Source organism: Sphingobium sp. TomMM7A, from assembly GCF_055397305.1.
Window position 1 is genome coordinate 727,993 of record NZ_AP027312.1, and the last position, 19,007, is coordinate 746,999.

The 19,007-nt window shown below is 63.5% G+C and carries 19 protein-coding genes, 1 tRNA gene and 1 pseudogene; 8 read left to right on the top strand and 13 right to left on the bottom strand.

Annotation, left to right across the window (positions count from 1 at the left end):
* Positions 1-14 precede the first annotated feature (14 nt).
* The 3 genes from ACZ5ZH_RS15995 to ACZ5ZH_RS16005 are packed head-to-tail and all read right to left on the bottom strand — an operon-like array spanning position 15 to position 3,033.
* On the bottom strand, positions 15-1,121 hold the full coding sequence (locus ACZ5ZH_RS15995) for an AI-2E family transporter (RefSeq protein WP_464772989.1): 1,107 nt from the start codon (positions 1,119-1,121) through the stop codon (positions 15-17).
* Positions 1,118-2,527: a DUF2254 domain-containing protein gene (locus ACZ5ZH_RS16000; protein ID WP_464772990.1), complete on the bottom strand. Its 1,410-nt coding sequence runs from the start codon at positions 2,525-2,527 to the stop codon at positions 1,118-1,120. Before ACZ5ZH_RS16000 ends, ACZ5ZH_RS15995 begins: the two co-directional genes overlap by 4 nt.
* Positions 2,524-3,033: a DUF421 domain-containing protein gene (locus ACZ5ZH_RS16005; protein WP_449469202.1), complete on the bottom strand. Its 510-nt coding sequence runs from the start codon at positions 3,031-3,033 to the stop codon at positions 2,524-2,526. The genes ACZ5ZH_RS16000 and ACZ5ZH_RS16005 overlap by 4 nt, the downstream gene beginning before the upstream one ends.
* 202 nt (positions 3,034-3,235) lie before the next feature.
* Here ACZ5ZH_RS16005 and ACZ5ZH_RS16010 point away from each other — a divergent pair, with 202 nt between their 5' ends.
* A complete protein-coding gene (locus ACZ5ZH_RS16010; RefSeq protein ID WP_464775231.1) occupies positions 3,236-4,795 on the top strand; it encodes a L,D-transpeptidase family protein in 1,560 nt (519 codons plus the stop codon).
* Here ACZ5ZH_RS16010 and ACZ5ZH_RS16015 read toward each other — a convergent pair.
* Genes ACZ5ZH_RS16015 through ectA form a run of 8 tightly spaced genes read right to left on the bottom strand, consistent with a single transcriptional unit; the run spans position 4,792 to position 13,251 of the window.
* Positions 4,792-6,039, bottom strand: a complete 1,248-nt coding sequence (locus tag ACZ5ZH_RS16015; RefSeq protein WP_460988242.1) for a mechanosensitive ion channel family protein — start codon at positions 6,037-6,039, stop codon at positions 4,792-4,794. The genes ACZ5ZH_RS16010 and ACZ5ZH_RS16015 overlap by 4 nt on opposite strands.
* On the bottom strand, positions 6,036-7,373 hold the full coding sequence (locus tag ACZ5ZH_RS16020; protein WP_464772992.1) for an MFS transporter: 1,338 nt from the start codon (positions 7,371-7,373) through the stop codon (positions 6,036-6,038). Before ACZ5ZH_RS16020 ends, ACZ5ZH_RS16015 begins: the two co-directional genes overlap by 4 nt.
* Entirely contained in the window at positions 7,370-8,608 is a 1,239-nt protein-coding gene (locus ACZ5ZH_RS16025; RefSeq protein WP_460988240.1) for an MFS transporter, read from the bottom strand. Before ACZ5ZH_RS16025 ends, ACZ5ZH_RS16020 begins: the two co-directional genes overlap by 4 nt.
* Before the next feature lie 21 nt (positions 8,609-8,629).
* Entirely contained in the window at positions 8,630-10,069 is a 1,440-nt protein-coding gene (locus ACZ5ZH_RS16030) for an aspartate kinase (RefSeq protein ID WP_460988239.1), read from the bottom strand.
* On the bottom strand, positions 10,066-10,986 hold the full coding sequence (gene thpD / locus ACZ5ZH_RS16035) for an ectoine hydroxylase (RefSeq protein WP_460988238.1): 921 nt from the start codon (positions 10,984-10,986) through the stop codon (positions 10,066-10,068). The genes ACZ5ZH_RS16030 and thpD overlap by 4 nt, the downstream gene beginning before the upstream one ends.
* 24 nt (positions 10,987-11,010) lie before the next feature.
* Complete coding sequence (locus tag ACZ5ZH_RS16040; RefSeq protein WP_449469213.1) at positions 11,011-11,424, bottom strand: ectoine synthase; 414 nt, start codon at positions 11,422-11,424, stop codon at positions 11,011-11,013.
* Positions 11,425-11,434: 10 nt separating this feature from the next.
* Positions 11,435-12,742 (bottom strand): diaminobutyrate--2-oxoglutarate transaminase, encoded by a 1,308-nt coding sequence (gene ectB / locus ACZ5ZH_RS16045; protein WP_460988236.1) that lies wholly within the window; start codon positions 12,740-12,742, stop codon positions 11,435-11,437.
* On the bottom strand, positions 12,739-13,251 hold the full coding sequence (ectA, locus tag ACZ5ZH_RS16050) for a diaminobutyrate acetyltransferase (protein ID WP_460989106.1): 513 nt from the start codon (positions 13,249-13,251) through the stop codon (positions 12,739-12,741). The genes ectB and ectA overlap by 4 nt, the downstream gene beginning before the upstream one ends.
* Positions 13,252-13,495: 244 nt before the next feature.
* On the opposite strand from ectA, the gene ACZ5ZH_RS16055 reads away from it, so the two are divergent.
* Entirely contained in the window at positions 13,496-14,020 is a 525-nt protein-coding gene (locus ACZ5ZH_RS16055; protein WP_464775232.1) for a MarR family winged helix-turn-helix transcriptional regulator, read from the top strand.
* Here ACZ5ZH_RS16055 and ACZ5ZH_RS16060 read toward each other — a convergent pair whose 3' ends face one another.
* A complete protein-coding gene (locus ACZ5ZH_RS16060; RefSeq protein ID WP_464772994.1) occupies positions 14,021-14,398 on the bottom strand; it encodes a sensory rhodopsin transducer in 378 nt (125 codons plus the stop codon).
* Positions 14,399-14,637: 239 nt separating this feature from the next.
* Between ACZ5ZH_RS16060 and ACZ5ZH_RS16065 the strand changes: the two genes are divergently transcribed.
* The 5 genes and pseudogenes from ACZ5ZH_RS16065 to ACZ5ZH_RS16085 all read left to right on the top strand — a co-directional run bounded on the left by ACZ5ZH_RS16065 (position 14,638) and on the right by ACZ5ZH_RS16085 (position 18,048).
* Positions 14,638-15,207, top strand: a complete 570-nt coding sequence (locus ACZ5ZH_RS16065; RefSeq protein WP_464772995.1) for a hypothetical protein — start codon at positions 14,638-14,640, stop codon at positions 15,205-15,207.
* A 198-nt stretch (positions 15,208-15,405) separates the two neighbouring features.
* Positions 15,406-16,002 carry a DUF3489 domain-containing protein gene (locus ACZ5ZH_RS16070; RefSeq protein WP_464772996.1) on the top strand — a complete coding sequence of 199 codons (597 nt, stop codon included), beginning with the start codon at positions 15,406-15,408 and terminating at the stop codon, positions 16,000-16,002.
* Between the two features lie 38 nt (positions 16,003-16,040).
* Positions 16,041-16,404, top strand: a pseudogene (locus tag ACZ5ZH_RS16075) (DUF2924 domain-containing protein).
* A complete protein-coding gene (locus ACZ5ZH_RS16080) occupies positions 16,401-17,705 on the top strand; it encodes a recombinase family protein (RefSeq protein ID WP_464772997.1) in 1,305 nt (434 codons plus the stop codon). The pseudogene ACZ5ZH_RS16075 and the gene ACZ5ZH_RS16080 overlap by 4 nt, the downstream one beginning before the upstream one ends.
* A gap of 64 nt (positions 17,706-17,769) precedes the next feature.
* Positions 17,770-18,048, top strand: a complete 279-nt coding sequence (locus ACZ5ZH_RS16085) for a hypothetical protein (protein ID WP_464772998.1) — start codon at positions 17,770-17,772, stop codon at positions 18,046-18,048.
* A 194-nt stretch (positions 18,049-18,242) separates the two neighbouring features.
* Here the strand turns inward: ACZ5ZH_RS16085 and ACZ5ZH_RS16090 are convergent.
* Positions 18,243-18,317: transfer RNA gene (locus ACZ5ZH_RS16090), tRNA-Gln, on the bottom strand.
* 122 nt (positions 18,318-18,439) lie between these two features.
* Between ACZ5ZH_RS16090 and ACZ5ZH_RS16095 the strand changes: the two genes are divergently transcribed.
* Complete coding sequence (locus ACZ5ZH_RS16095) at positions 18,440-18,961, top strand: MarR family winged helix-turn-helix transcriptional regulator (RefSeq protein WP_449469244.1); 522 nt, start codon at positions 18,440-18,442, stop codon at positions 18,959-18,961.
* Positions 18,962-19,007: the final 46 nt, after the last annotated feature.

Sequence of the window (19,007 nt, forward strand, 5' to 3'; positions counted from 1 at the left end):
TGGGAGCTACCACTCTAACGGAGAAAGGCTGTCCGATGTTCCCGTCGCTGCCTCCAGACTATCCTTTGTCTCGGCTCTGCGGCAGCCCTGTTCACGCCCCGCACGATCAGGCGGAAAGCAGCTTGGCGACCCACCGGCTCCTGTCGAAATGATCGCATATGATGACGACTGAGGTTGTTAAGGGAACGGCGATCAGCGTCCCCGCGATGCCCCACATCCAGCCCCAAAAGGTCATGGCGACGACAATGACGAGCGGCGAAAGCGACAAGCGGCGTCCCTGCAGGATCGGATAGACGAAATTGCTGATGATGATCTGCAACGCGGCAAAGCCTGCGAACACCAGGACTGGCATGCCGATGCCGTGAAATTGCAACGCCGCATAGAGTGTCGGCGGAATGATGCCGATGATGTTGCCGATGACGGGGAACGAAGTTCAGCAGGAAATTGAGCAGACCCCAGACAATCGGAAGGTCCAGCCCGGTTGCCAGAGCCCACAGGGTCGATGCCATCCCGGTCAGCAGGCTTGTCGCCAGCGTCGTGCTGAAATAGCGCCTCACCTGCTCGGATATGGAGATGATAGTCGAACGCAATTGGCCACGCGTCTCCAACTCCAGCTCGGCCCGCATCTTGTCCTGCATACGAGCCACTTCAGGCAGTCCCAGAATCACGAACAGCCCGATGAACCCTACATAGGTGACGAAACTGTAGATGCTTGACGCCAGCATCTGCGCGAAGGCAACAATGCGCTGCTGATCGAGCAGCCGCGCGTCAAGTGTCACACCCCAATCCCGAGCCTTGTCGGCTGCCGCATCATAGAGAGACAGGAGCTTGGGCCACTGTGCGCCCAGTACGCTCATCAATTGTCCAAGTGAGAGATAGACCGCCGCGACGAAGACGGTCAGAATGATGACGAGTGTTGCGACTGTCAGTATATAGCTCAGCCAGCTCGGCAGTCGCTTGTCCAGCCACAGTTTGAGCGGCCATAACGCCGCAACGATGATCGCCGCGAATAGGATCGGCATAGTCACGGCATAGCTTGCCCGCAAAGCCGCCAGGATCAGGATCAGCGCGATCACCCACAGCAACTGGCCTGCGCTTGGTCTCGTCCCCGGCACGGTCACGCCGCGCCGCCCAACCAGCTGAAGTCATCGCGCAGTCTCCGCCGGTGATCGGGCTTGGCCAGGGCGTCGCGCAAAACGTTGGCGCGTTCGGCCACGACCTGGCTGTTCAGGCGATCCAGCTTGCTTCCGGCAAGCCTCGCGATTTTGTCGATATGAGTCCTGACGGCCGCTAGTCTTTCGCGGTCCTCGCATGCGACCGCCACCTCGCCCAGCGAACTCAGGAAATGGAGAGCCGCCACCCGGTCGCCTGCGCAATATTGCGCCAGAGAGCCGAAGCTCCGTTCGAGAAAATCCCCAAAGCGCTGCGGGTGGGCGATGACGCGCAGCGCCCCGTGGGCATCCTGCCGTAGATGGAAGGGGATCTCGCGTCCCGACAGGTCAGACATGGCCGCGCCGAGCCAGTCCAGGCAGGTGATCGCGGTGAACGGGTCGTTGATGCCCGGCGACAGGGCCCGCGCCGCGATTTCGACCAGCTCGTCGATCAGAAAGCGCAGGTCCTGCAAGGCCGTGCGCTGCGATCCGATGGCAAAGGCGTCGGCCAACGCCTGGCTGGCCTCTTCATCGCAACGCTCCGCTGGGAAGACGAGGATCAGCGCGCGCCCGGCATGCACGAAATCCCCCGGCTGATAGCGCAGGCGGAGCACCAGATCATGGCGCGACGCCAGCTGGAGCAGGTCCTCGTCGCGGACCAGTTGGATATAGCCCGTATGGCTCGCCGTCACCAGCCGCACCGGCGCAGCCGCTTCCGCTTCGCCATCCTGCCGAAAGGGTTCGGGCACGATAGTGTCGCCTGTGTGACGACCCCGATCGGCGGGTTCGCCCAGGAAGCGCGGGAAACGATGGCCTACCTCCCGAAGCAGGCGCTTCCCGACATCCTCGATCACATTGTTGATGTGGATCTTGCTGGGGACGTGATGGATGAAGAAGATCAGCACGGCGATGGAGCAGAGCGCTAGCAGCACCGCGACCAGCAGGGCGATGTTCGGCACGAAGCCCACGCCGCCGGACTCCTCGGGCGAACGCACCGTTCGCAGGACGATGAGGCAGTAGAGGAAGGTGGCGATGAAGGTGCCGAGCGTGACCTGATTACCCCGGTCCCGCATGAAGTTGCTGAGCAAGCGGGGTCCATATTGGCCGGAGGCATAGACTACCGCCGCGATCGTCACGGAAAATACAGTGCCCGCGACGGTAATCATCGAACCGCCGATGGCCGACAGAAGCTGCCGCGCCCCGCTCGGGCGCGAGGCGCGCAACCAGGCGAAGCGGTCCATCCAAACCGAGCCTTCATAACTGTCCCGCCAGATCATGCCTCCTGCCAGCAATATCGCGCCGCAGGCCATGATGGAGGGCAGGAACCAGTAGCTTTGCCGCAGCATATCGGCCAAGCGGAGCAGACGAGCCTTCACGACCCACGCTCCTGCGGCCATGCGGTTCGTGCCCCGGCACGATCGCGCGCGATGACGCTCAGGCTGCCGTCTGTTTCCAGCACGACCGCGGCTACATCCGAAAGGTCGCCCACCCCCGCGCCGCGAACGGCCGCCTTCACCTCGTCCGGCGATATGCGCTCCTCGCGCAGAGCATCTTCCAGAATATGGCCATCAGCAAGAAGGATCCTGGGATCGGATTTGGCGAACCGCGCGACAATGCGGAAGCGGCACGCACTCCAGGCAACGAGAAATTGCAGTAGCGCCAGCAAGACAAAGGCAACCATTCCCTCGAACAGCGCGACGTCCTTGGTCAGCAGCACCGTCGCAAGCGTCGATCCGAGCGCCACGGTCACGACAAGATCGAATGCGTTCAGCTTTGCCAGCGTCCGCTTGCCGCTGAACCGGAGCACGATGACCAACGCGGCATAGGCGGCGGTGCCCACCAGCATCACTCGCCAGAGACCACACCAATTATCGAAGAACATAGCGGTCCTTTCCCTCGTCGCCGGTGCGATATCCCGCCGTGAAAACGGAGGTGGGTCCACCGCATCGTTCCGGGGCGGGGAACGCGGTATCCGGCCAAGCCGTCCGGTGCCATCATTGTCGCCGTTGATTCTATAACCGGGGAGGCGGCTGCTCGTTCCGCCTGCGGAGGGAGCCAAATCGTCGACAAGCCGTTCATCGACAATGAGGAATTCGAAGTTTCGCTCCTTCTTTCTGCCTTTTGTCGCGATTTCCGCCAGCGGTCTGCCACATCGTCCGGCGCTGTCAGCTGTCCAGCCCCCCTCCGCGACGGCCATGGACGTTGCCGCGTTGGGCGAGGAACTGCGCGCCGCCGCCCGGGATGAAAATGTCCGTCGCTTCTATGAAGTGGCGGGGTGGCGCGCATGCTGGTCACTTACGGCCGAACAGGAACTGCTCAGCGCTTTGGATCGGCGATCGCAACATGGCCTTGATCAAATTAACTTTGGCGCGCGGCCGTCCGCGTCCGACAGCGCGCTCCAGCGTGAACTGAAGCTCACCCGACTTGCGCTCGCCTATGCATCGGCGCTCGCGCGCGGCGTCGTCAATCCCGCCTCCCTGCGCGAAATCTACACCTTGCCCAGGCCAGCGGCAGATGTGCCCGCTGGACTGGCAGGGGCCATGAAGGAAGAGGGAGTTGGCGCTTGGCTCGCCAGCCTAGCGCCCCAGACCGACGAGTATCGCCGGCTGTCGACGGCCTATCGCGAATATTCCGCCAAAGCGCTGGAAGATGCACGCAAGCCTTTGCCCGACGATGGGCTCATCCATGTCGGCGACCGGGACGCTCGAATCCCTGCCATCGCGGCGCAGCTTGCGGACAATGACTATCTCCTGTCCCGGGTCGGCGCGGGGTCGCGCCCGGCAACTGTCGATGAAGGTGCGCTCTACACCTTCTCGATGGAAAGCGCGGTCAAGCGCCTTCAGGAGGACTACGGCATAGCGGCAGATGGCATTATCGGCCCTGACACATTCAGCGTCCTCAATCTGCGGGCACCGGACCGTGCACGCGCGCTTGCCGTTGCGATGGAGCGGCGGCGCTGGATGCCCCGGTCGCAGCCAGCGACGCGTATCGATGTCAACATCGCGGCCGCGCGCATGCAATATATCCGTGATGGCGTAGTCGTGGATCAGCGCAAAGTGGTTGCGGGCCGCCCCGACCGGCCGACACCCTTGCTCGGCTCGCCGATATTCCGGCTGGTCGCCAATCCGACATGGACCGTGCCGAAATCCATCCAGAACACGGAGCTGGCGCATGTGGATGCCGCCTATCTCCAGCGCAACAACATGGTTCTGCGCGGCGGCTGGATCGTCCAGCAGCCAGGGCCGGACAATGCGCTGGGGCAGGTGAAGTTCGACATGCGCAACGGTCATGCCATCTATCTGCACGACACGTCCGCGCCCGCCCTGTTCGACAGGAGCGAACGGCATCTCAGCCATGGCTGCGTCCGGGTCGAAGATGCGCTTGGTTTTGCGGAGATGCTCGCGTCCGATGAGGGTGTCCTCGATCAATGGCTGACGGCGCGTCAATCCGGGCAGGAGCAGTTTGTCGCCTTGCCGCGCGAGATTCCGGTGCGCCTGCTCTACTGCAATGTCTTTATGAGGCCTTCGGGCGACATCGCCTTCCGCGCGGACCCCTATGGCTGGAACGATGCAGTCGCACAGCGCCTGGGCTTCACCGGCGCAGGCCGCAAGTCACAGCCAGAGGCGATCGACATCGGCCCCTAGGCCGTCGCCAATGCCGTCACGTCGGCGCCGGTCGGACGCTGGAACAGTCGCAGGTCGAAATCGGGCAGGATGGCGATCAGGTGGTCGAATATGTCGCCTTGAATGCCTTCATATTCATCCCAGACCGTGCTGGTGGCGAAGGCATAGATTTCCATCGGCAGGCCGTTCTCGCTAGGCGCGAGCTGACGCACCAGCAACGTCTTGTCCTGCGCGATGTCGCTGCGGGATTGCAGATAGGCCAGCACATAGGCACGGAAAGTGCCGACATTGGTCAATCGTCGGCCATTGACGGTGCCGTCCGCGCCCTGCTCGCTATTCCAGCGCTCGATCTCCTGTCTCTTCGCTTCGAGATAGGGTTGCAGCACTGCGAATTGCGCCATCGTCTCAATGTCACTGTCATCCAGAAAACGGACGCTGCGCTGGTCGATCATCAGCGAGCGCATGATGCGTCGCCCGCCCGATTGCGACATGCCGCGCCAGTTACGGAAGCTGTCGGAAATCAGTCGATGGGTCGGGATCGTCGTGATCGTCTTGTCGAAATTCTGGATCTTTACCGTGTGCAGCGCGATGTCGATCACGTCGCCATCCGCGTTGAACTGCGGCATCTCTATCCAGTCGCCGACGCGCACCATGTCGTTGGAACCGATCTGGACCGACGCCACCAGCGACAGGATCGTGTCCTTGAACACCAGCATCAGCACCGCGGCCATCGCGCCCAGGCCCGACAGCAGCAGCAGCGGAGACTGGTCCATCAATGCGGCGATGATCAGGATCGCCGCCGCGCCGTAGAGCAGCAGCTTGCCCAACTGCACATAGCCCTTGATCGGCCGGTTGGCGGCGTTCGGGCGGCGCTGATACAGGTCATTGAGCAGCGTCAGGAAGCCGCTGAGCGCGATCGCGATGGTCAGGATGATGAAGGCGGTGGACAGGCTGCGGACGAATGTGACGGCTTGCGCAGGCAGATGCGGAACAGTGCCAATGCCGACCTGTATCACCAGCGCGGGGACGATGTTCGACAGCCGCGCGACGATCGCGCCGATATGTTTCCCCTCAATACGGAAGGGCAGGTGATGGAGCAGGCGGAGCAGTAGCCGCAGCACGATGCGCTTGGCCACCCAGTTGGCCGCCCATGCGACTATGCCGAGCAGCAGCAGCGCCAGCCCGCTCTGCATCCACGGCTCGTTCACATAGCCGCGCGTCAAGGTCGAGATGCTGTCGTTGGAAACCGGAAGGTGGGTAATCAAGCCTGCTTCTCCGCGAAGGGATCGTCATAAAGGGATCTGCCAGCCGTCTCGGGCATGAAGCGCAGCGCGATCAGCCCGACGATGCAGGCTGCGATCATGTAGAAGGCCGGCATCAGCTCATTGCCGGTGTAGCTGATCAGACCGCTGCCGATCGCGGGCGCCGTCCCGCCAAAGATGCTGGTCGCGAGATTATAGGCGATGGCGAAGCCCGCAAAGCGCACCTGTGTCGGGAACAGCGCCGGAAAGGTCGCCGAAATCGTCGCCAGCTGCGGCACGTAAAGGAGCCCCAAGAGGACGAAGCCCGCGATCGCTCCCGCCAGCCCCGTTGCCATCAGCATGTAGAGCGGCACCACCGCGATCAGCAGCCCGACCAGCGACACCCGCCACATCACCCGCCGCCCAACCCTGTCCGACAGCGCGCCGGCAAAGGGCAGGAACAGCATCATCAGCAGCATGCCGATGATCGGCACGATCAACGCTTCGTCATTCGACAGTCCGATGCGCCGCTGCAAATAGGTCGGCATGTAGCTGAGCAGCGTGTAGTTGACGACGTTGAGCGCGACCACCAGCCCGCCGACCACCAGCATCGGCCGCCAGTGCCGCCGCATCAGCAGCGACAGGCCGGGGGAGGGCGGCCCGCTGTCATGCAGCGCCGCCGCCGCGCGGAAAACGGGCGTGTCCTCCATCTTCGAGCGCAGGTACATGCCGACCAGCCCCATCGGCGCCGCCACAAGGAAAGGCACGCGCCATCCCCACGCATGCATCGCCGCATCCCCCAGCATCAGCGAGAAACCCAGCATCAAAGCCGCGCCCAGCGAGAACCCCGCCAGCGTCCCGAACTCCAGAAAGCTGCCATAGAATCCGCGCCGATCATCGGGCGCATATTCCGCCATGAAGGTCGCCGCCCCGCCATATTCGCCGCCGGTCGAAAATCCCTGCACCATGCGCAACAGGATCAGCAGCAGGGGCGCCCAGAAGCCGATCGTCGCATGATCCGGGATCAGCCCGACACAGAGCGTCGCCCCCGACATCAGCAAGATGGTCAGCGCCAGCACCGACTTGCGCCCCAGCCGATCGCCCAGCGGCCCCCAGAACAGCCCGCCCAATGGGCGCACGAGAAAGGAAATGGCGAACGTCGCCAGCGCGAACAGCACCGCTTCCTCCGTGCTGCCGGGAAATAACGCGGCCGAGATATAGGTCACGCCGTAGGCATAGATACCATAATCGAACCACTCGGTCGCGTTGCCCATGGCGGACGCGGCAATCGCGCGGCGCAGCGTGGCGTCCTGGCTTGGCGCGGGATCGGCTGCGGCGGTGGCGGAAATGGCGGTCATGTGGTTTGTCCTTCATCGACGCTGTTGGGGTCCAGCAGCGCGGCCATGGGTGTAGTGCGCGGTACGATCTGGAACTCCTGCTGATACATGTCCGGCACCGGTTCGGACGCGCGCTGCCGCCATAGCCCGACCATCATGGCGACCCCCGCGCAGCAGGCGATGAACAGGAACAGCCCGCCGGTGCCCGCCGCCGTCATGAATCCCGCGGCCAGCACTGGCCCCAGCGCCGCGCCGATCGAATAGAGCAGCACCAGCCGCCCGCTCGCCGCCACCCGCTCCGTTTCCAGCAGCCGATCGTTGCAATGCGCGACACACAGCGGATAGAGCGCGAAGCTCAAGCCCCCGAACAATGCGCCCAGGCTTATCAGCAGCACGCCGCCGCCGCTGATCAGCGACAGCGCGATACTGACCAACGCCGCGACCGCAAAGCTGCCGACGATCACCCGACGCCGGTCGTGCCGGTCGGACAAGCGCCCCAGCGGCCATTGCAGCGCCACGCCGCCCAGAATGACGATCATCATGAAATGCGCGGTTTCAGCAAGGTCCAGCCCCAGCCGCCGCACATGCACCGCCGCCATCCCATAAAATGCGCCCAGCATCAGCCCCGTCGCCACTGCGCCCCAAGCGCCCAGCGGCGATGCCGCCAGCAAGGATCGGAGTGAAAAGGCGCTTGCCTCCACAGGCGCAGGCGCGGAACTGCGCGTCAGGCATAGCGGGATGATGGCCAGCGAAATCAGGATCGACGCGATCTGGAAAGGAATGGCGGGCAGCGACCCGCTCGCCCCCAACAGCAATTGCCCGATCGCCTGCCCTGAATAGAGGGCGACCATGTAAGCCGCCAGCACGCTGCCACGCATCTCCGGCTCGGCCCGGTCGTTGAGCCAGCTTTCCAGGCACACGAACACACCCGCGACGCAAATGCCATCGATCAGCCGCAGCAGCATCCAGAACAGCGGCTGCGTCCACAGCGCATAGGATAATGTGCTGGCCGACAGCAGCGCGACGAAAGCGGCAAAGGCGCGGATATGCCCCACGCGCCGCACGATACCGCCCGCGCGCAGCGACCCGATGATCAGCCCGCCGAAATAGGCAGTGGCGACGATGCCTATGGTCATCGTGCCACTGCCCGCCCGATTGAGCCGCAGGCTGATCAGGGTCGCCAGAAATCCGCTGCCCGCCATCAGCATGAAGATGGACAGCAACAGGCTGCGTACGGGTTGAATGGCCAATAGCATGACAGGTCGATCAGCCGCCGATCAGGCGGCGCGCTTCCCCGTCGCCGCCATCTCTTCGCGTTCGACCAAAGCGCTGTGCAGCGCCCGGACGGCAGCATCATAATGCCCGACATCGACGATGAACTGCACATCGACATTTCGGATCTGGTGCTGCATCGCGATGACCCCAACGCCTTCATCGGCCAGCGCGCGCAACGCATCGGCGACCAGCGCAGGCCGGGATATGTCGCTCCCGATCACCGACACCATCGCCACCGGATGGGCGGAGATTGACGCATCCGGATAGCGTATCTGGAGATCGTCGATCACCCGCTTCACCGTCGCCGCAGCAGCCGACAGATAATGGGTGATGGTATTGGCGTTGGACGATTTGCTGACGATCCATGCGTGATGCCGTGTCAGCGCCTCCAATATGGCGGCGTCATAGCCCTTCACGCCCACCATGTCCTGTTCGAAGAACTGGAGGGCCTGCGCATGACGAACGCCGGTCACGATCTCGACCCTTGGACTTTCGGACACATAATCGCCGCAGATCAGCGTCCCGCCATCTTCCCGGTCGAACGTATTGCGCACGCGCAACGGAATATTGGTCTGGCGTAGCCCGCGCCCGGCGCCCGGATGGATGGCCTCCATGCCCAGATTGGCGAGCTGATCGGCGACGTCATAATTGGTGCGCCCGATCTTGCGCGCCTTGTCTGTTCCGACCAGCTTCGGATCGGCGCTCGACAGGTGAAATTCCTTGTGGATGATCGCCTCGCGCGCCCTGGTCAGCACCGCGATCCGCGAGAAGGTCATTTCCGAATAGCCTCGAGCGTAACGGCGCACCATGCCTTCGCTGCATCCCGCATAGCCAGTGACGATCGGCATGGTTGAAGACAGGTCGATGGGCTCCAACGCCTCCACGATCCGCTCGTCCAGCTTCTGCATGTTCTGCTGGTGCCACGGCGTCAGGTCCACGAAGGCGGCATCGACGCCGCGGTCGCGCAGCAACAGGGCGGTGCTGTGGGCGCTATGCGCCTCGCCCAGCCCCGCTAGCATTTCGCGCACGGTCGCCAGCTGCTCCTTGACACAGAAGCGCCCATGGCTGCGCAGCCGCGCTAGATCGTTCAGACAGGCCGCCGCGGCATCGATCCGCATATCGACGAAGGCATCGGCTTCGCGTCGGCTGTCCGCCCGCGCGAACATCTGCGCATTACGCGATTGCATAGCGGTTCGCACCGCTTCCATCGCCTCGCGCCATCCGTCGACGCCTTCGTCCGCGACGAAGCGGCCATAGACGCCCGGCTGGCCGCTTTTCTTATGCTCCAGCAGCAGGTCGGTCATCCCGGCATAGGCGGACACGACGAAGATGCGATTATAAAGATCCGCGCCCTTTCGGCCTCCGATCAGGACATTGTCGAACAGCGTGGCCGTCTCGGCCATTGACGTGCCGCCGATCTTCTCGACGCTATGGCGGTTCATATCAGGGTCTCCTCGGCCAGCGGACCTGTTTCGGGCACGATTGGCTGTGGCTCGCCGCGCGTCGCGATGAACTCCGGGCGCGGCTTGTCGACGCCAAAGGGCGTGCCTAGCCGGTTGCTGACGGCATTATAGACCAGAAAGGCGTTGGCGCGGGGGAAGGGCGTGATGTTGCCGTTCGACCCATGCATGATGTTGCAATCGAATATCACGACCGACCCCGGTTTGCCCGTCGGTGCGACAATGCCATGCTTATGCGCCAGCTCGGCCAGGCTATCCTCGTCCGGCACGCCATATTCCTGACGCCTCAACGACATGCGGTAATGATCCTCGGGCGTTTGCCCGACACAGGTCAGGAAGCGGCGATGCGATCCGGGGATCAGCATCAGCGGCCCATTGTGAGCGGTATTTTCCGCCAGCAGCACCGACATGGACAGCGCCCGCATGCGCGGCATCCCATCCTCGACATGCCAGGTCTCGAAATCGCTGTGCCAGTAGAATTCCTTGCCCTGAAATCCGGGCTTATAGTTGAGGCGCGACTGGTGAATATAGACCTGGTCGCCCAATAGGAAGCGCGCGACATCGGCCAGCCGTTGGTCGGCCGCGAGCCGCGCGACAACTGGACTCTGCGCGTGAATGCGAAAGATAGAACGAATTTCCCGGCTGCCCGGTTCGCTGATGACTGTCTCTTCTTCCAGCGCGTCAGGGTCTGACAACAGCTTGCCAGCTTCGCGCTGGAGGAAGGCGACCTCGCCTTCGGAAAATAGGTCTTCCAACACCAGATAGCCGTCGCGATCGAACTGCGCGGCTTGGGCTTTGCTGATGGGCGCGTCCTCGTTCCAGTCGCTGTGAACGACCGGGTCTAGGCGCGGCAAAAACTCCGCCGTCTTCGCATGGCGGGATGGGTAGATGTCTTGCAAGGGACTTCCCCCTATTTGTCAGGTTCAATTGCTAAGAGCGGCCTCGCGGACCATCTCCGCCTCGGCTGGATAGGCGCCGTTTTCGTCATGCACTTCCTTACCCGTCACCGGCGGATTAAAGACGCAGGCGCAAAGGATATCGGTGTCGGGCCGCACGATATGCTTGTCATGGGCGTTGAGCGCATACATGACGCCCGACGCCAGCTGATGCGTGATGCCGGTGCCCAGATCCTCGATCGTGCCATTGCCTTTCAGCACCAGTACCGCTTCCAGATGGTTCTGGTAGTGCATGTGGATTTCTTCGCCAGCATACATGGTCGTGATGTGGAACGAGAATCCCATATCATCGTCCTTCAGCAGCAAGCGTGCGCTTTCCCACTGTTCCGACTTCACGTTCCTGTCGGACTTACGGATGTCCTGAAGTTTGCGAACAATCATGATATCTCCATTATTCCGCGGCGACGCCGTACGGGACGGCCAGCGCTTCACGGACGCAAGTTTCCAATATGTCGATCCCTGCCGAAAGCTGGGCATCGTCTATGACGAGCGGGGCGAGGATCTTGACGATCTCGTCATGCGCGCCGCTGGTTTCGATGATGAGGCCGCGATCGAAGCAGGCGGCGGTGACGGCGGCGGCAATTTCGCCCGACCCGACGTCGATGCCGCGCATCATGCCCCGCCCGCGCGTGGACAGGCCATGTTCCGCCGCCATCGCTTCCAACCGGCACGCGATCAGCGTTCCACGGCGGGCGATGTCCTGCTGGAACTGGCCATCGCTCCAGAAATGGCGCAGCGCGGCGGTGGCGGTCACGAAGGCGTGGTTGTTGCCCCGGAACGTGCCATTATGTTCGCCCGGCGCCCACTGGTCGAATTCCGGCTTGAGCAGCGTAAGCGCGAACGGCAACCCCATGCCCGAAAGCGATTTTGCCAGCGTCACGATGTCGGGCGTGAAGCCCATGCCTTCGAAGCTGAAGAAGCTGCCGGTGCGGCCGCAGCCCGTCTGTATGTCGTCCACGATCATCAATGCGCCGTGGCGCTTGGCGATGACGCTGATCTTGCGCAGCCATTCCGGACACGCGGCGTTGAGGCCGCCTTCGCCCTGGACGGTTTCGACCAGGATCGCGGCCGGGGCGTCCAGTCCGCTCGACGGATCGGACAAGCGCCGCTCCAGCATATCGGCGGTGTCTACCTCAGAACCGTGATAGCCGTCATAGGGTTCATGCGCGACGTGGGACAGCGGCACGCCCGCGCCGCCCCGCTTGGCGGCATTGCCCGTGCAGGCAAGCGCGCCCAGCGTCATGCCGTGGAAACCATTGGTGAAGGCGATCACCAGTTCACGCCCCGTCACCTTGCGGGCAAGCTTGATCGCCGCCTCTACCGCGTTGGTGCCGGTCGGGCCGGTGAACATCGCCCGATAATCCAGCCCGCGCGGCTTCAGGATCACGCTCTCCAGCGTATTCAGAAACTCAGCCTTGGCATCGGTGTGCAGATCGAGACCGTGAGCGATGCCGTCCGCCGTAATATAGTCGAGCAGCGCCTGCTTCAGGACCGGGTGGTTGTGACCGTAATTGAGGGTCGAACAACCCGAGAGGAAGTCGAGATAGCGGCCCCCTTGATTATCATGCATCCAGACGTCTTGCGCCACGTTGAACTGGCGCGGCATGGAACGGGCGTAGCTGCGCACGGCGGACTCGCGCCGCTCGTACAACGTGATGTCGGGTTTTCGACTTGTGGGTCGGGGAAGGGTGGTGATCATATCGCCATTTCTCCTTGTGCTGTGCCACCGCTCATGCGCGGCAGCGGGCCGATGCGGGCAAGCCATTCGGTTGCATGGGCACCGGCAAAATGGGTGTCGCGATGGAACAGCGCGCTTTTCGAAAGTGCGGTGCTCCACTGTTTCGCCAGGCCTCCGAACAAGGCCCAGGACGGCAGATTGTCGTCGGTCACCGTGGTGATGAGATGGGTCACGCCGTCCGCAGACGGGCGGCTCAGCAGCGCCTCGATCATGCGGCCGCCCAGCCGTTGTCCTCGGGCGGCGGGCGCGACGGCGACCTGCCAGACGAAGAAGCTGTCCGGCTCGGACGGCGGCCGGTATCCCGAAACCCATCCGGCCAAGGCCCCGTTTTGCTCGGCAATCACGCAGCTGTCGGCGAAATGCGTGCATTGCAGAAGGTTGCAATAGGCCGAATTGGGATCGAGCGGCGGGCATTGCGCGATCAGCGCGCTGACCGCGGCGCCGTCCGTTGCCGTAGGCTTGCGGAACAGCAACTTGGATGAACGCGCGGGTGAAAGGCGCGCAAATGCCCGTGGCGGTCTCGTCGCCGCATCGGAATCTGACCTAAAGATGCTTTATCGCCCGAATTATAATTTTGCGGTATGCTTGATCCACCCCCTGATGCGAGACAGGCATTTAGAGCAATTCCTCGCATTTTTCAACCAGAAGGCCGCTTTAGGATTCTTTGGCGCATAAAGAATCCATAAAAATACTTTGTCTACCGAAGGAATTTGCATGGCTTCAAACCCCCGTCTTTTCTATGTTTCCTTCATGAGTTCCGACATCGCCTCCCTCACGCTCCGCGCGCTCCGCCGCGTCCTGCGCGCCACTGAAATCGGCAGCCGCCGCCTCGCCAACGCAACCGGCCTGACCCCTTCGCAATGGCTCGTCCTGCGCGAAATCGCCTCCCGCGATTCGGCCACGCCCAGTGAGATCGCGCAGGCGCTGCAATTCAGCCAGGCGACCATCACCACGGTCGTCGATCGGCTTCAGGAACTGGGCTTTGTCCAGCGCCAACGCAATGAACGGGACAAGCGGCAGTTCATCCTGACCACGCTTCCGCCCGGCATCGCGGCGCTGGCCGATGCTCCCGACCTGCTGCAAACCACATTCACGGAGCGGTTTGACTGCCTGCCTTCTTGGGAACAGGCGATGGTGCTGGCGGCAGTGGAGCGGCTGGCCATGCTGATGGACGCAGAGGACATCGATGCCGCGCCCTTGCTCGACAGTGGCCTTATCGACCGATCCGGACCCGCCTGATCAGCCGGGGAAGGCGATGGTCGACAGCAGCGCTATCGCTTCTGGCCGGGCGTCGAGCCGCGTATGCTGCACCACGATCGGCACATCGGACCGGATGACGCTGGCATAATCCGTGTCCAGCGGAATCGGCTCCGGATCCTCAAGGTCGTTGAACCGCAGATGCAGCGTCCGCCGCGCTTCCAGGCTGACGCGATAGGGGCCGACGGGCTCGCGGTCCGTGAAGTAGAGCATGATCTCCACATTCGCCCGCGCGTCCAATGTATTAAGCATGCAGGCCGCTTCATGGCTGGTGAGCGCTCGGTCTGCGCGGGCCCCCTCGCCTCCGGGGATATAGCCCTCCGGAATGACCCAGAGGCGTGAACCTATCGCTTCGCCCATCCTGTTTTTCTCCTGATCAGACTGGGGAACGCACGGGTCGGCGATCCGTTACCCCTTAACCGCCCCGACATCTGACCTGGAGAGCTGCCATGACGCAGACCGTGAGCGATTTCTTTTGGGAACGACTGCGGCAATGGGGCGTGCGCCGAATATTCGGTTACCGCTGCCTGCGCCGCCCTCATTCACGGGGCTGGCCCTCACAGGGCTTGGAGCGCTGAAAATGATGGAGAGGGCAAGGCGTGGCTGATCCTTTCCCGGATTATGACGTGCTCTCCAAGCGCGGCAGCCTAAGCTGGAACAGGCAGACCCGGGCCGTGATCGACGAGCGTCTGGCGATGCGCGAAGCCGTTGAAGCGCTTGGGGTCGCCGAACTGGAAACCTTGCATGTGCTGGTCGCGCATGTCGCGCCCGAACCGGAAGGGCGGCCGCCCACGAATACCGTCGTCCTTCTCCTCCAGAGGACAATGGCAGCGACGGCTATCGCCCCGCAGGAATGCCGCAGACCCAGACAGCATGGCGTCTCGCGCTCGCAGGGCTGGAGGCGGAGGCGCGCGCGATGGAGCGCTCCTTTCGCGCAGCTGACGGGCGGGCAGATCGACATGCTGCTGACCGACATGCGCGAGGGACGGGCGCTCACCGCCGGCTGGGCGGGCGTCAATCCAGCCCTGCTATGGGCGTGGCGCGTGCTGCCCGACATCGTCTCGGCGCATTGGGCGCATCCCTCCGCCTGGAGCGCCATGGGCTTCGGCGGGTCGGCCAGTCCGCGCGGCTACGCGCGGACCTATCCTGACGGGCTGCCATTGCCCTAAGATTCGGCCGACGGCGGCGACGCCAGAAAGCTTGCACACCCTCGATATTCCACTCGACTTCGCTGGCGAACGGAGCGAACGCTATGGTCATGGAAACGACGCGGCCCCGGAGCGGTCGCTGCCCCGAACGGTGACACGCCACGGGGCTTTGGGTGGTGGGAGCGGCACTGGAGCCGCTTTCGAACCAGGAGACCACCCATGAACAGCCTCGTCCGCTTGACCGACATCCAGCTGGTGCTGCTCGCGACCGCCGCCCAGCGTGACAATGGCAGCCTGCTGCCGCCACCCGAGACGCTCGGCGACGGACCCGCCCGCATTCGCAAGGCGCTCGAATCCCTGATCCGCCGCGGCTTGGCCCAAGAGGTGCCGATCAAGAAGAGCCCCGATGCCTGGCGCACCGAAGGGCGGCGCGCGATAGGGGTGATCATTACTGACGCGGGCCGTGCCGCGATCGCGGTCGAGGCGGATGAGCCGGGCGCAGGGGAGCCCGACGCGTCCACGGGGCATCTTGCACCCACGACGGCCGACGACATGACGCTTCAGATGGAGCAGCCCACTACCGCCGATCCGGCTCCCACCCCGGCAGCCGCGCCAGCGGCGCACACCAAAACCGCCCTGGTGCTCGACATGCTCCGCCGGGAGAGCGGCGCGACGCTCGATGAACTGACCGGCGCCACGAGCTGGCTGCCGCACACCACGCGGGCGGCGCTGACGGGCCTGCGCAAGAAGGGGCATGCCATCGACAAGTGCAAGCGCGGCGCTGTGACTTGCTACCATCTGGCGGGACAGGTCTGATGCGGGGGCTTGCGGCACGCGTCGCGGAGATCGAGGCGATGAAGCCTACCGTGCTCAAGGCGGAGTGGGAGAGGGTGCATGGGGCAAAGCCGCCCTCCATCGCTGCTAGCCTGCTTGCCAGGGCGCTCGCCTTTGACGCGCAGTGCGCGGCGCAAGGCGGGGCCAGGGAGAAGATGCGGCAGCGGCTGAGCGGGGCGGGGTTGGCGCGGGCCGCCCCCGCAGCTGTCTTGGCGCCCGGCACAAAGCTGGTGCGCGAATGGGGCGGTGAGAGCCATCATGTGCTGGTCGGAGAAAGGCCGCTGCAGCTATAGGGGCCAGAGCTTCGCGTCGCTCACCGCCGTCGCCCGCCACATCACTGGCGCCCACTGGTCAGGACCCCGCTTCTTTGGAGTGAAGCCATGACCCAGAAGAAGCGGCTGCGCTGCGCCATCTATACGCGCAAGTCCACCGAGGAGGGGCTCGACCAGGCGTTCAACAGCTTGGACGCGCAGCGGGAGGCGTGCGCCGCTTATGCGCTGAGCCAAAAGAGCGAGGGTTGGTCGGTGCTGCCCACCCTCTATGATGATGGCGGCTTCTCGGGCGGCAGCATGGAGCGGCCGACCCTGGCGCGGCTGCTTGCCGATGTGCGGTCGGGCAGGGTGGATGTGGTGATCGTCTATAAGGTTGATCGCCTGACCCGAGCCCTCAATGACTTTGCCCGCATTGTCGATGTGTTCAATGCAGCGGGCGTGTCGTTCGTGTCGGTCACCCAGCAGTTCAACACCACAACCAGCATGGGACGGCTGACGCTCAACGTGCTGCTAAGCTTCGCCCAGTTCGAGCGGGAGGTCATCGCCGAACGGGGGCGCGACAAGATCGCCCAGTCCAAGGCCAAGGGCATGTGGATGGGCGGCACGGTGCCGTTCGGCTATCAGGTCATCGACAAAAAGCTGGTGCCGCACCCGAACGAAGCGAAGACGCTCGTCCATATCTATCGCCGCTATCTCGCGTCGCCATTGGTCATGGCGCTGATGGAGGAACTGAAGGTCGAAGGCATCTTCAATCGCCCCTCGAAAGGCAGCGGGCAAAGCCAGCCGTTCGTTCGTGGGCCGCTGCATTATCTTCTCTCTAATCCCACTTATCTCGGCAAGATCCGGCACAAAGGTCAGATTTACCAAGGTGAGCATGAAGCCATCATCGACCAGGCCTTATGGGATGCGGTGCAGGAGAAGCGCGCCGCCGCGATCGGCCTCAAGCGCGAGCGCGGCAATGGTCACCATGGCAGTTTGCTCACCGGCATGATCCGCGACCATTGCGATCGGCCGATGTCGCCCAGCCATGCGGTGAAGAAGCAGCGGCGCTATCGCTATTATGTCTCCAGCACGGCGGCGGCCCTTGAGGATGCCAACACGAAGGCGTCCGCGCTTCGTCTGCCGGCCACCGAACTGGAGCGAGCGGTGGTCGATGCGACCAGCGGCTTGCTTGCCGACGAGCGGACCATCATGGCCTTGCCTCAGGTAGAGGCGCAGGCGATTGTTCGGCGTGCCCATGCGGCGCAAGCGCTCGCCGCGAAGATGGAAAAAGCGAGCAAAGCCGAGCTGCGGCAACAGCTTCAATCGCTCGGCCTGGCGCTCCGCGTTCATCCCGACAGGATCGAGGGCTCGATCAGCCAGCGACTGCTGGTTGCGTTGTTGGAGAAGGCAGCGCCCCCCGGCCGAAGATGATGGCGTTCGCATCCCAATCGTCATTCCGACCAAGCCGGATCGCCATGGGCATAATCTGAAGCTCGTGCTGCGCACCGCAAAGGATCGTCCGCCCAAGGTCAACCCGGCGCTTGTTGCGCTGCTGGCGAAGGCGGAGGCAGCGCGGCAGCGGCTGTTCGCGGTCGGCGCGGGATCGCGCGATCGCAAGCTGGAGCGCGTGGCGCGGCTCGCCTTCCTGGCGCCCGATATCGTGAGCGCGATCGTCGAGGGGCGGCATCCGCCAGCTCTCACCACACGCCGCTTGATGCAGCTGCCCCGAATCCCGCTTGAATGGCAGAGCCAGCGGAAGGCGCTCGGCTTCTAACGCCGCCACTTCAAAAATCGTGTACTACCTGAAACGGCTCCGTGAGACGCGGGGCCTTTTTTGTGGTTCTAGCGGGCGAACACCCGTATCTCTGTGTACCGGATTTCGAAGCCACCACCAAAAGCGCGCGGAACCGCGCCATTCTCGACCGCGTCACAGAGCCGGGCCGAAAGTGGTTGAACATTCAGGATAGTTGGCTGGGGCGGCAGGATTCGAACCTGCGCATGGCGGCATCAAAAGCCGCTGCCTTACCGCTTGGCGACGCCCCAGCATGTGTGCGGCGACCGCCGCGCGGGACGGCATATAGCGTCTGTTGCGCGAAAGGAAAGCCTAGTCATGTCACTATGGCTTCGCCAATATGCGGGCTTCGAAATCTTCCTGGACGCCTCGCATGAATGCAAACAGTTCGCCTGCCAACGCACCGGTTTCGCAGATCACGCCTGCGTCGCCTCTCTTCCTGCGGGAGGATGAGATTCGGCGGGGGATCGAGATGCTGTATTTCGGCTATTCCGCACTTACCCGGTCGATCGATGACGGGCTTGCGGCACAGGGGCTAGGGCGTGCGCATCATCGCGCGCTGTATTTTATTTCGCGTCAGCCGGACCTGACGGTGAAGGAGTTGCTGCGCCTGCTGTCCATCACCAAGCAGTCGCTGGGCCGGGTGCTCAATGACCTTATAGAGCGTGGCTATATTGAAACGCGGCAGGGGGCGAGCGACCGGCGGCAGAAGCTGTTGCGGCTCAGCGCGTCGGGCAAGATGCTGGAGGCCGAGTTGTTCCGCGCGCTGCGTGAAAAGATGGCGGCGGCTTATGCGCAGGCGGGGCAGGGGTCGGTGACGGGCTTCTGGCGGGTGCTGGAGGGGCTGATCCCCGACGCGGATCGATCCATGGTTTCCGGCCTGCGCAGCCGCTGATCCAAAGGCAACCATAAGGCTGGCTAACGGTTTGGCTCATGCGTTT

Excerpts from the sequence above, each read along its gene's own strand:
- ectB (WP_460988236.1), bottom strand. The coding sequence starts at position 12,742 with ATGATCACCACCCTTCCCCGACCCACAAGTCGAAAACCCGACATCACG.
- ACZ5ZH_RS16030 (WP_460988239.1), bottom strand. The coding sequence starts at position 10,069 with ATGAACCGCCATAGCGTCGAGAAGATCGGCGGCACGTCAATGGCCGAG.
- ACZ5ZH_RS16005 (WP_449469202.1), bottom strand. The coding sequence starts at position 3,033 with ATGTTCTTCGATAATTGGTGTGGTCTCTGGCGAGTGATGCTGGTGGGC.
- ACZ5ZH_RS16040 (WP_449469213.1), bottom strand. The coding sequence starts at position 11,424 with ATGATTGTTCGCAAACTTCAGGACATCCGTAAGTCCGACAGGAACGTG.
- ACZ5ZH_RS16095 (WP_449469244.1), top strand. The coding sequence starts at position 18,440 with ATGAATGCAAACAGTTCGCCTGCCAACGCACCGGTTTCGCAGATCACG.
- ACZ5ZH_RS16025 (WP_460988240.1), bottom strand. The coding sequence starts at position 8,608 with ATGCTATTGGCCATTCAACCCGTACGCAGCCTGTTGCTGTCCATCTTC.
- ACZ5ZH_RS16070 (WP_464772996.1), top strand. The coding sequence starts at position 15,406 with ATGAACAGCCTCGTCCGCTTGACCGACATCCAGCTGGTGCTGCTCGCG.
- ACZ5ZH_RS16010 (WP_464775231.1), top strand. The coding sequence starts at position 3,236 with ATGAGGAATTCGAAGTTTCGCTCCTTCTTTCTGCCTTTTGTCGCGATT.
- ACZ5ZH_RS16055 (WP_464775232.1), top strand. The coding sequence starts at position 13,496 with ATGGCTTCAAACCCCCGTCTTTTCTATGTTTCCTTCATGAGTTCCGAC.
- ACZ5ZH_RS16080 (WP_464772997.1), top strand. The coding sequence starts at position 16,401 with ATGACCCAGAAGAAGCGGCTGCGCTGCGCCATCTATACGCGCAAGTCC.
- ACZ5ZH_RS16060 (WP_464772994.1), bottom strand. The coding sequence starts at position 14,398 with ATGGGCGAAGCGATAGGTTCACGCCTCTGGGTCATTCCGGAGGGCTAT.
- ACZ5ZH_RS16020 (WP_464772992.1), bottom strand. The coding sequence starts at position 7,373 with ATGACCGCCATTTCCGCCACCGCCGCAGCCGATCCCGCGCCAAGCCAG.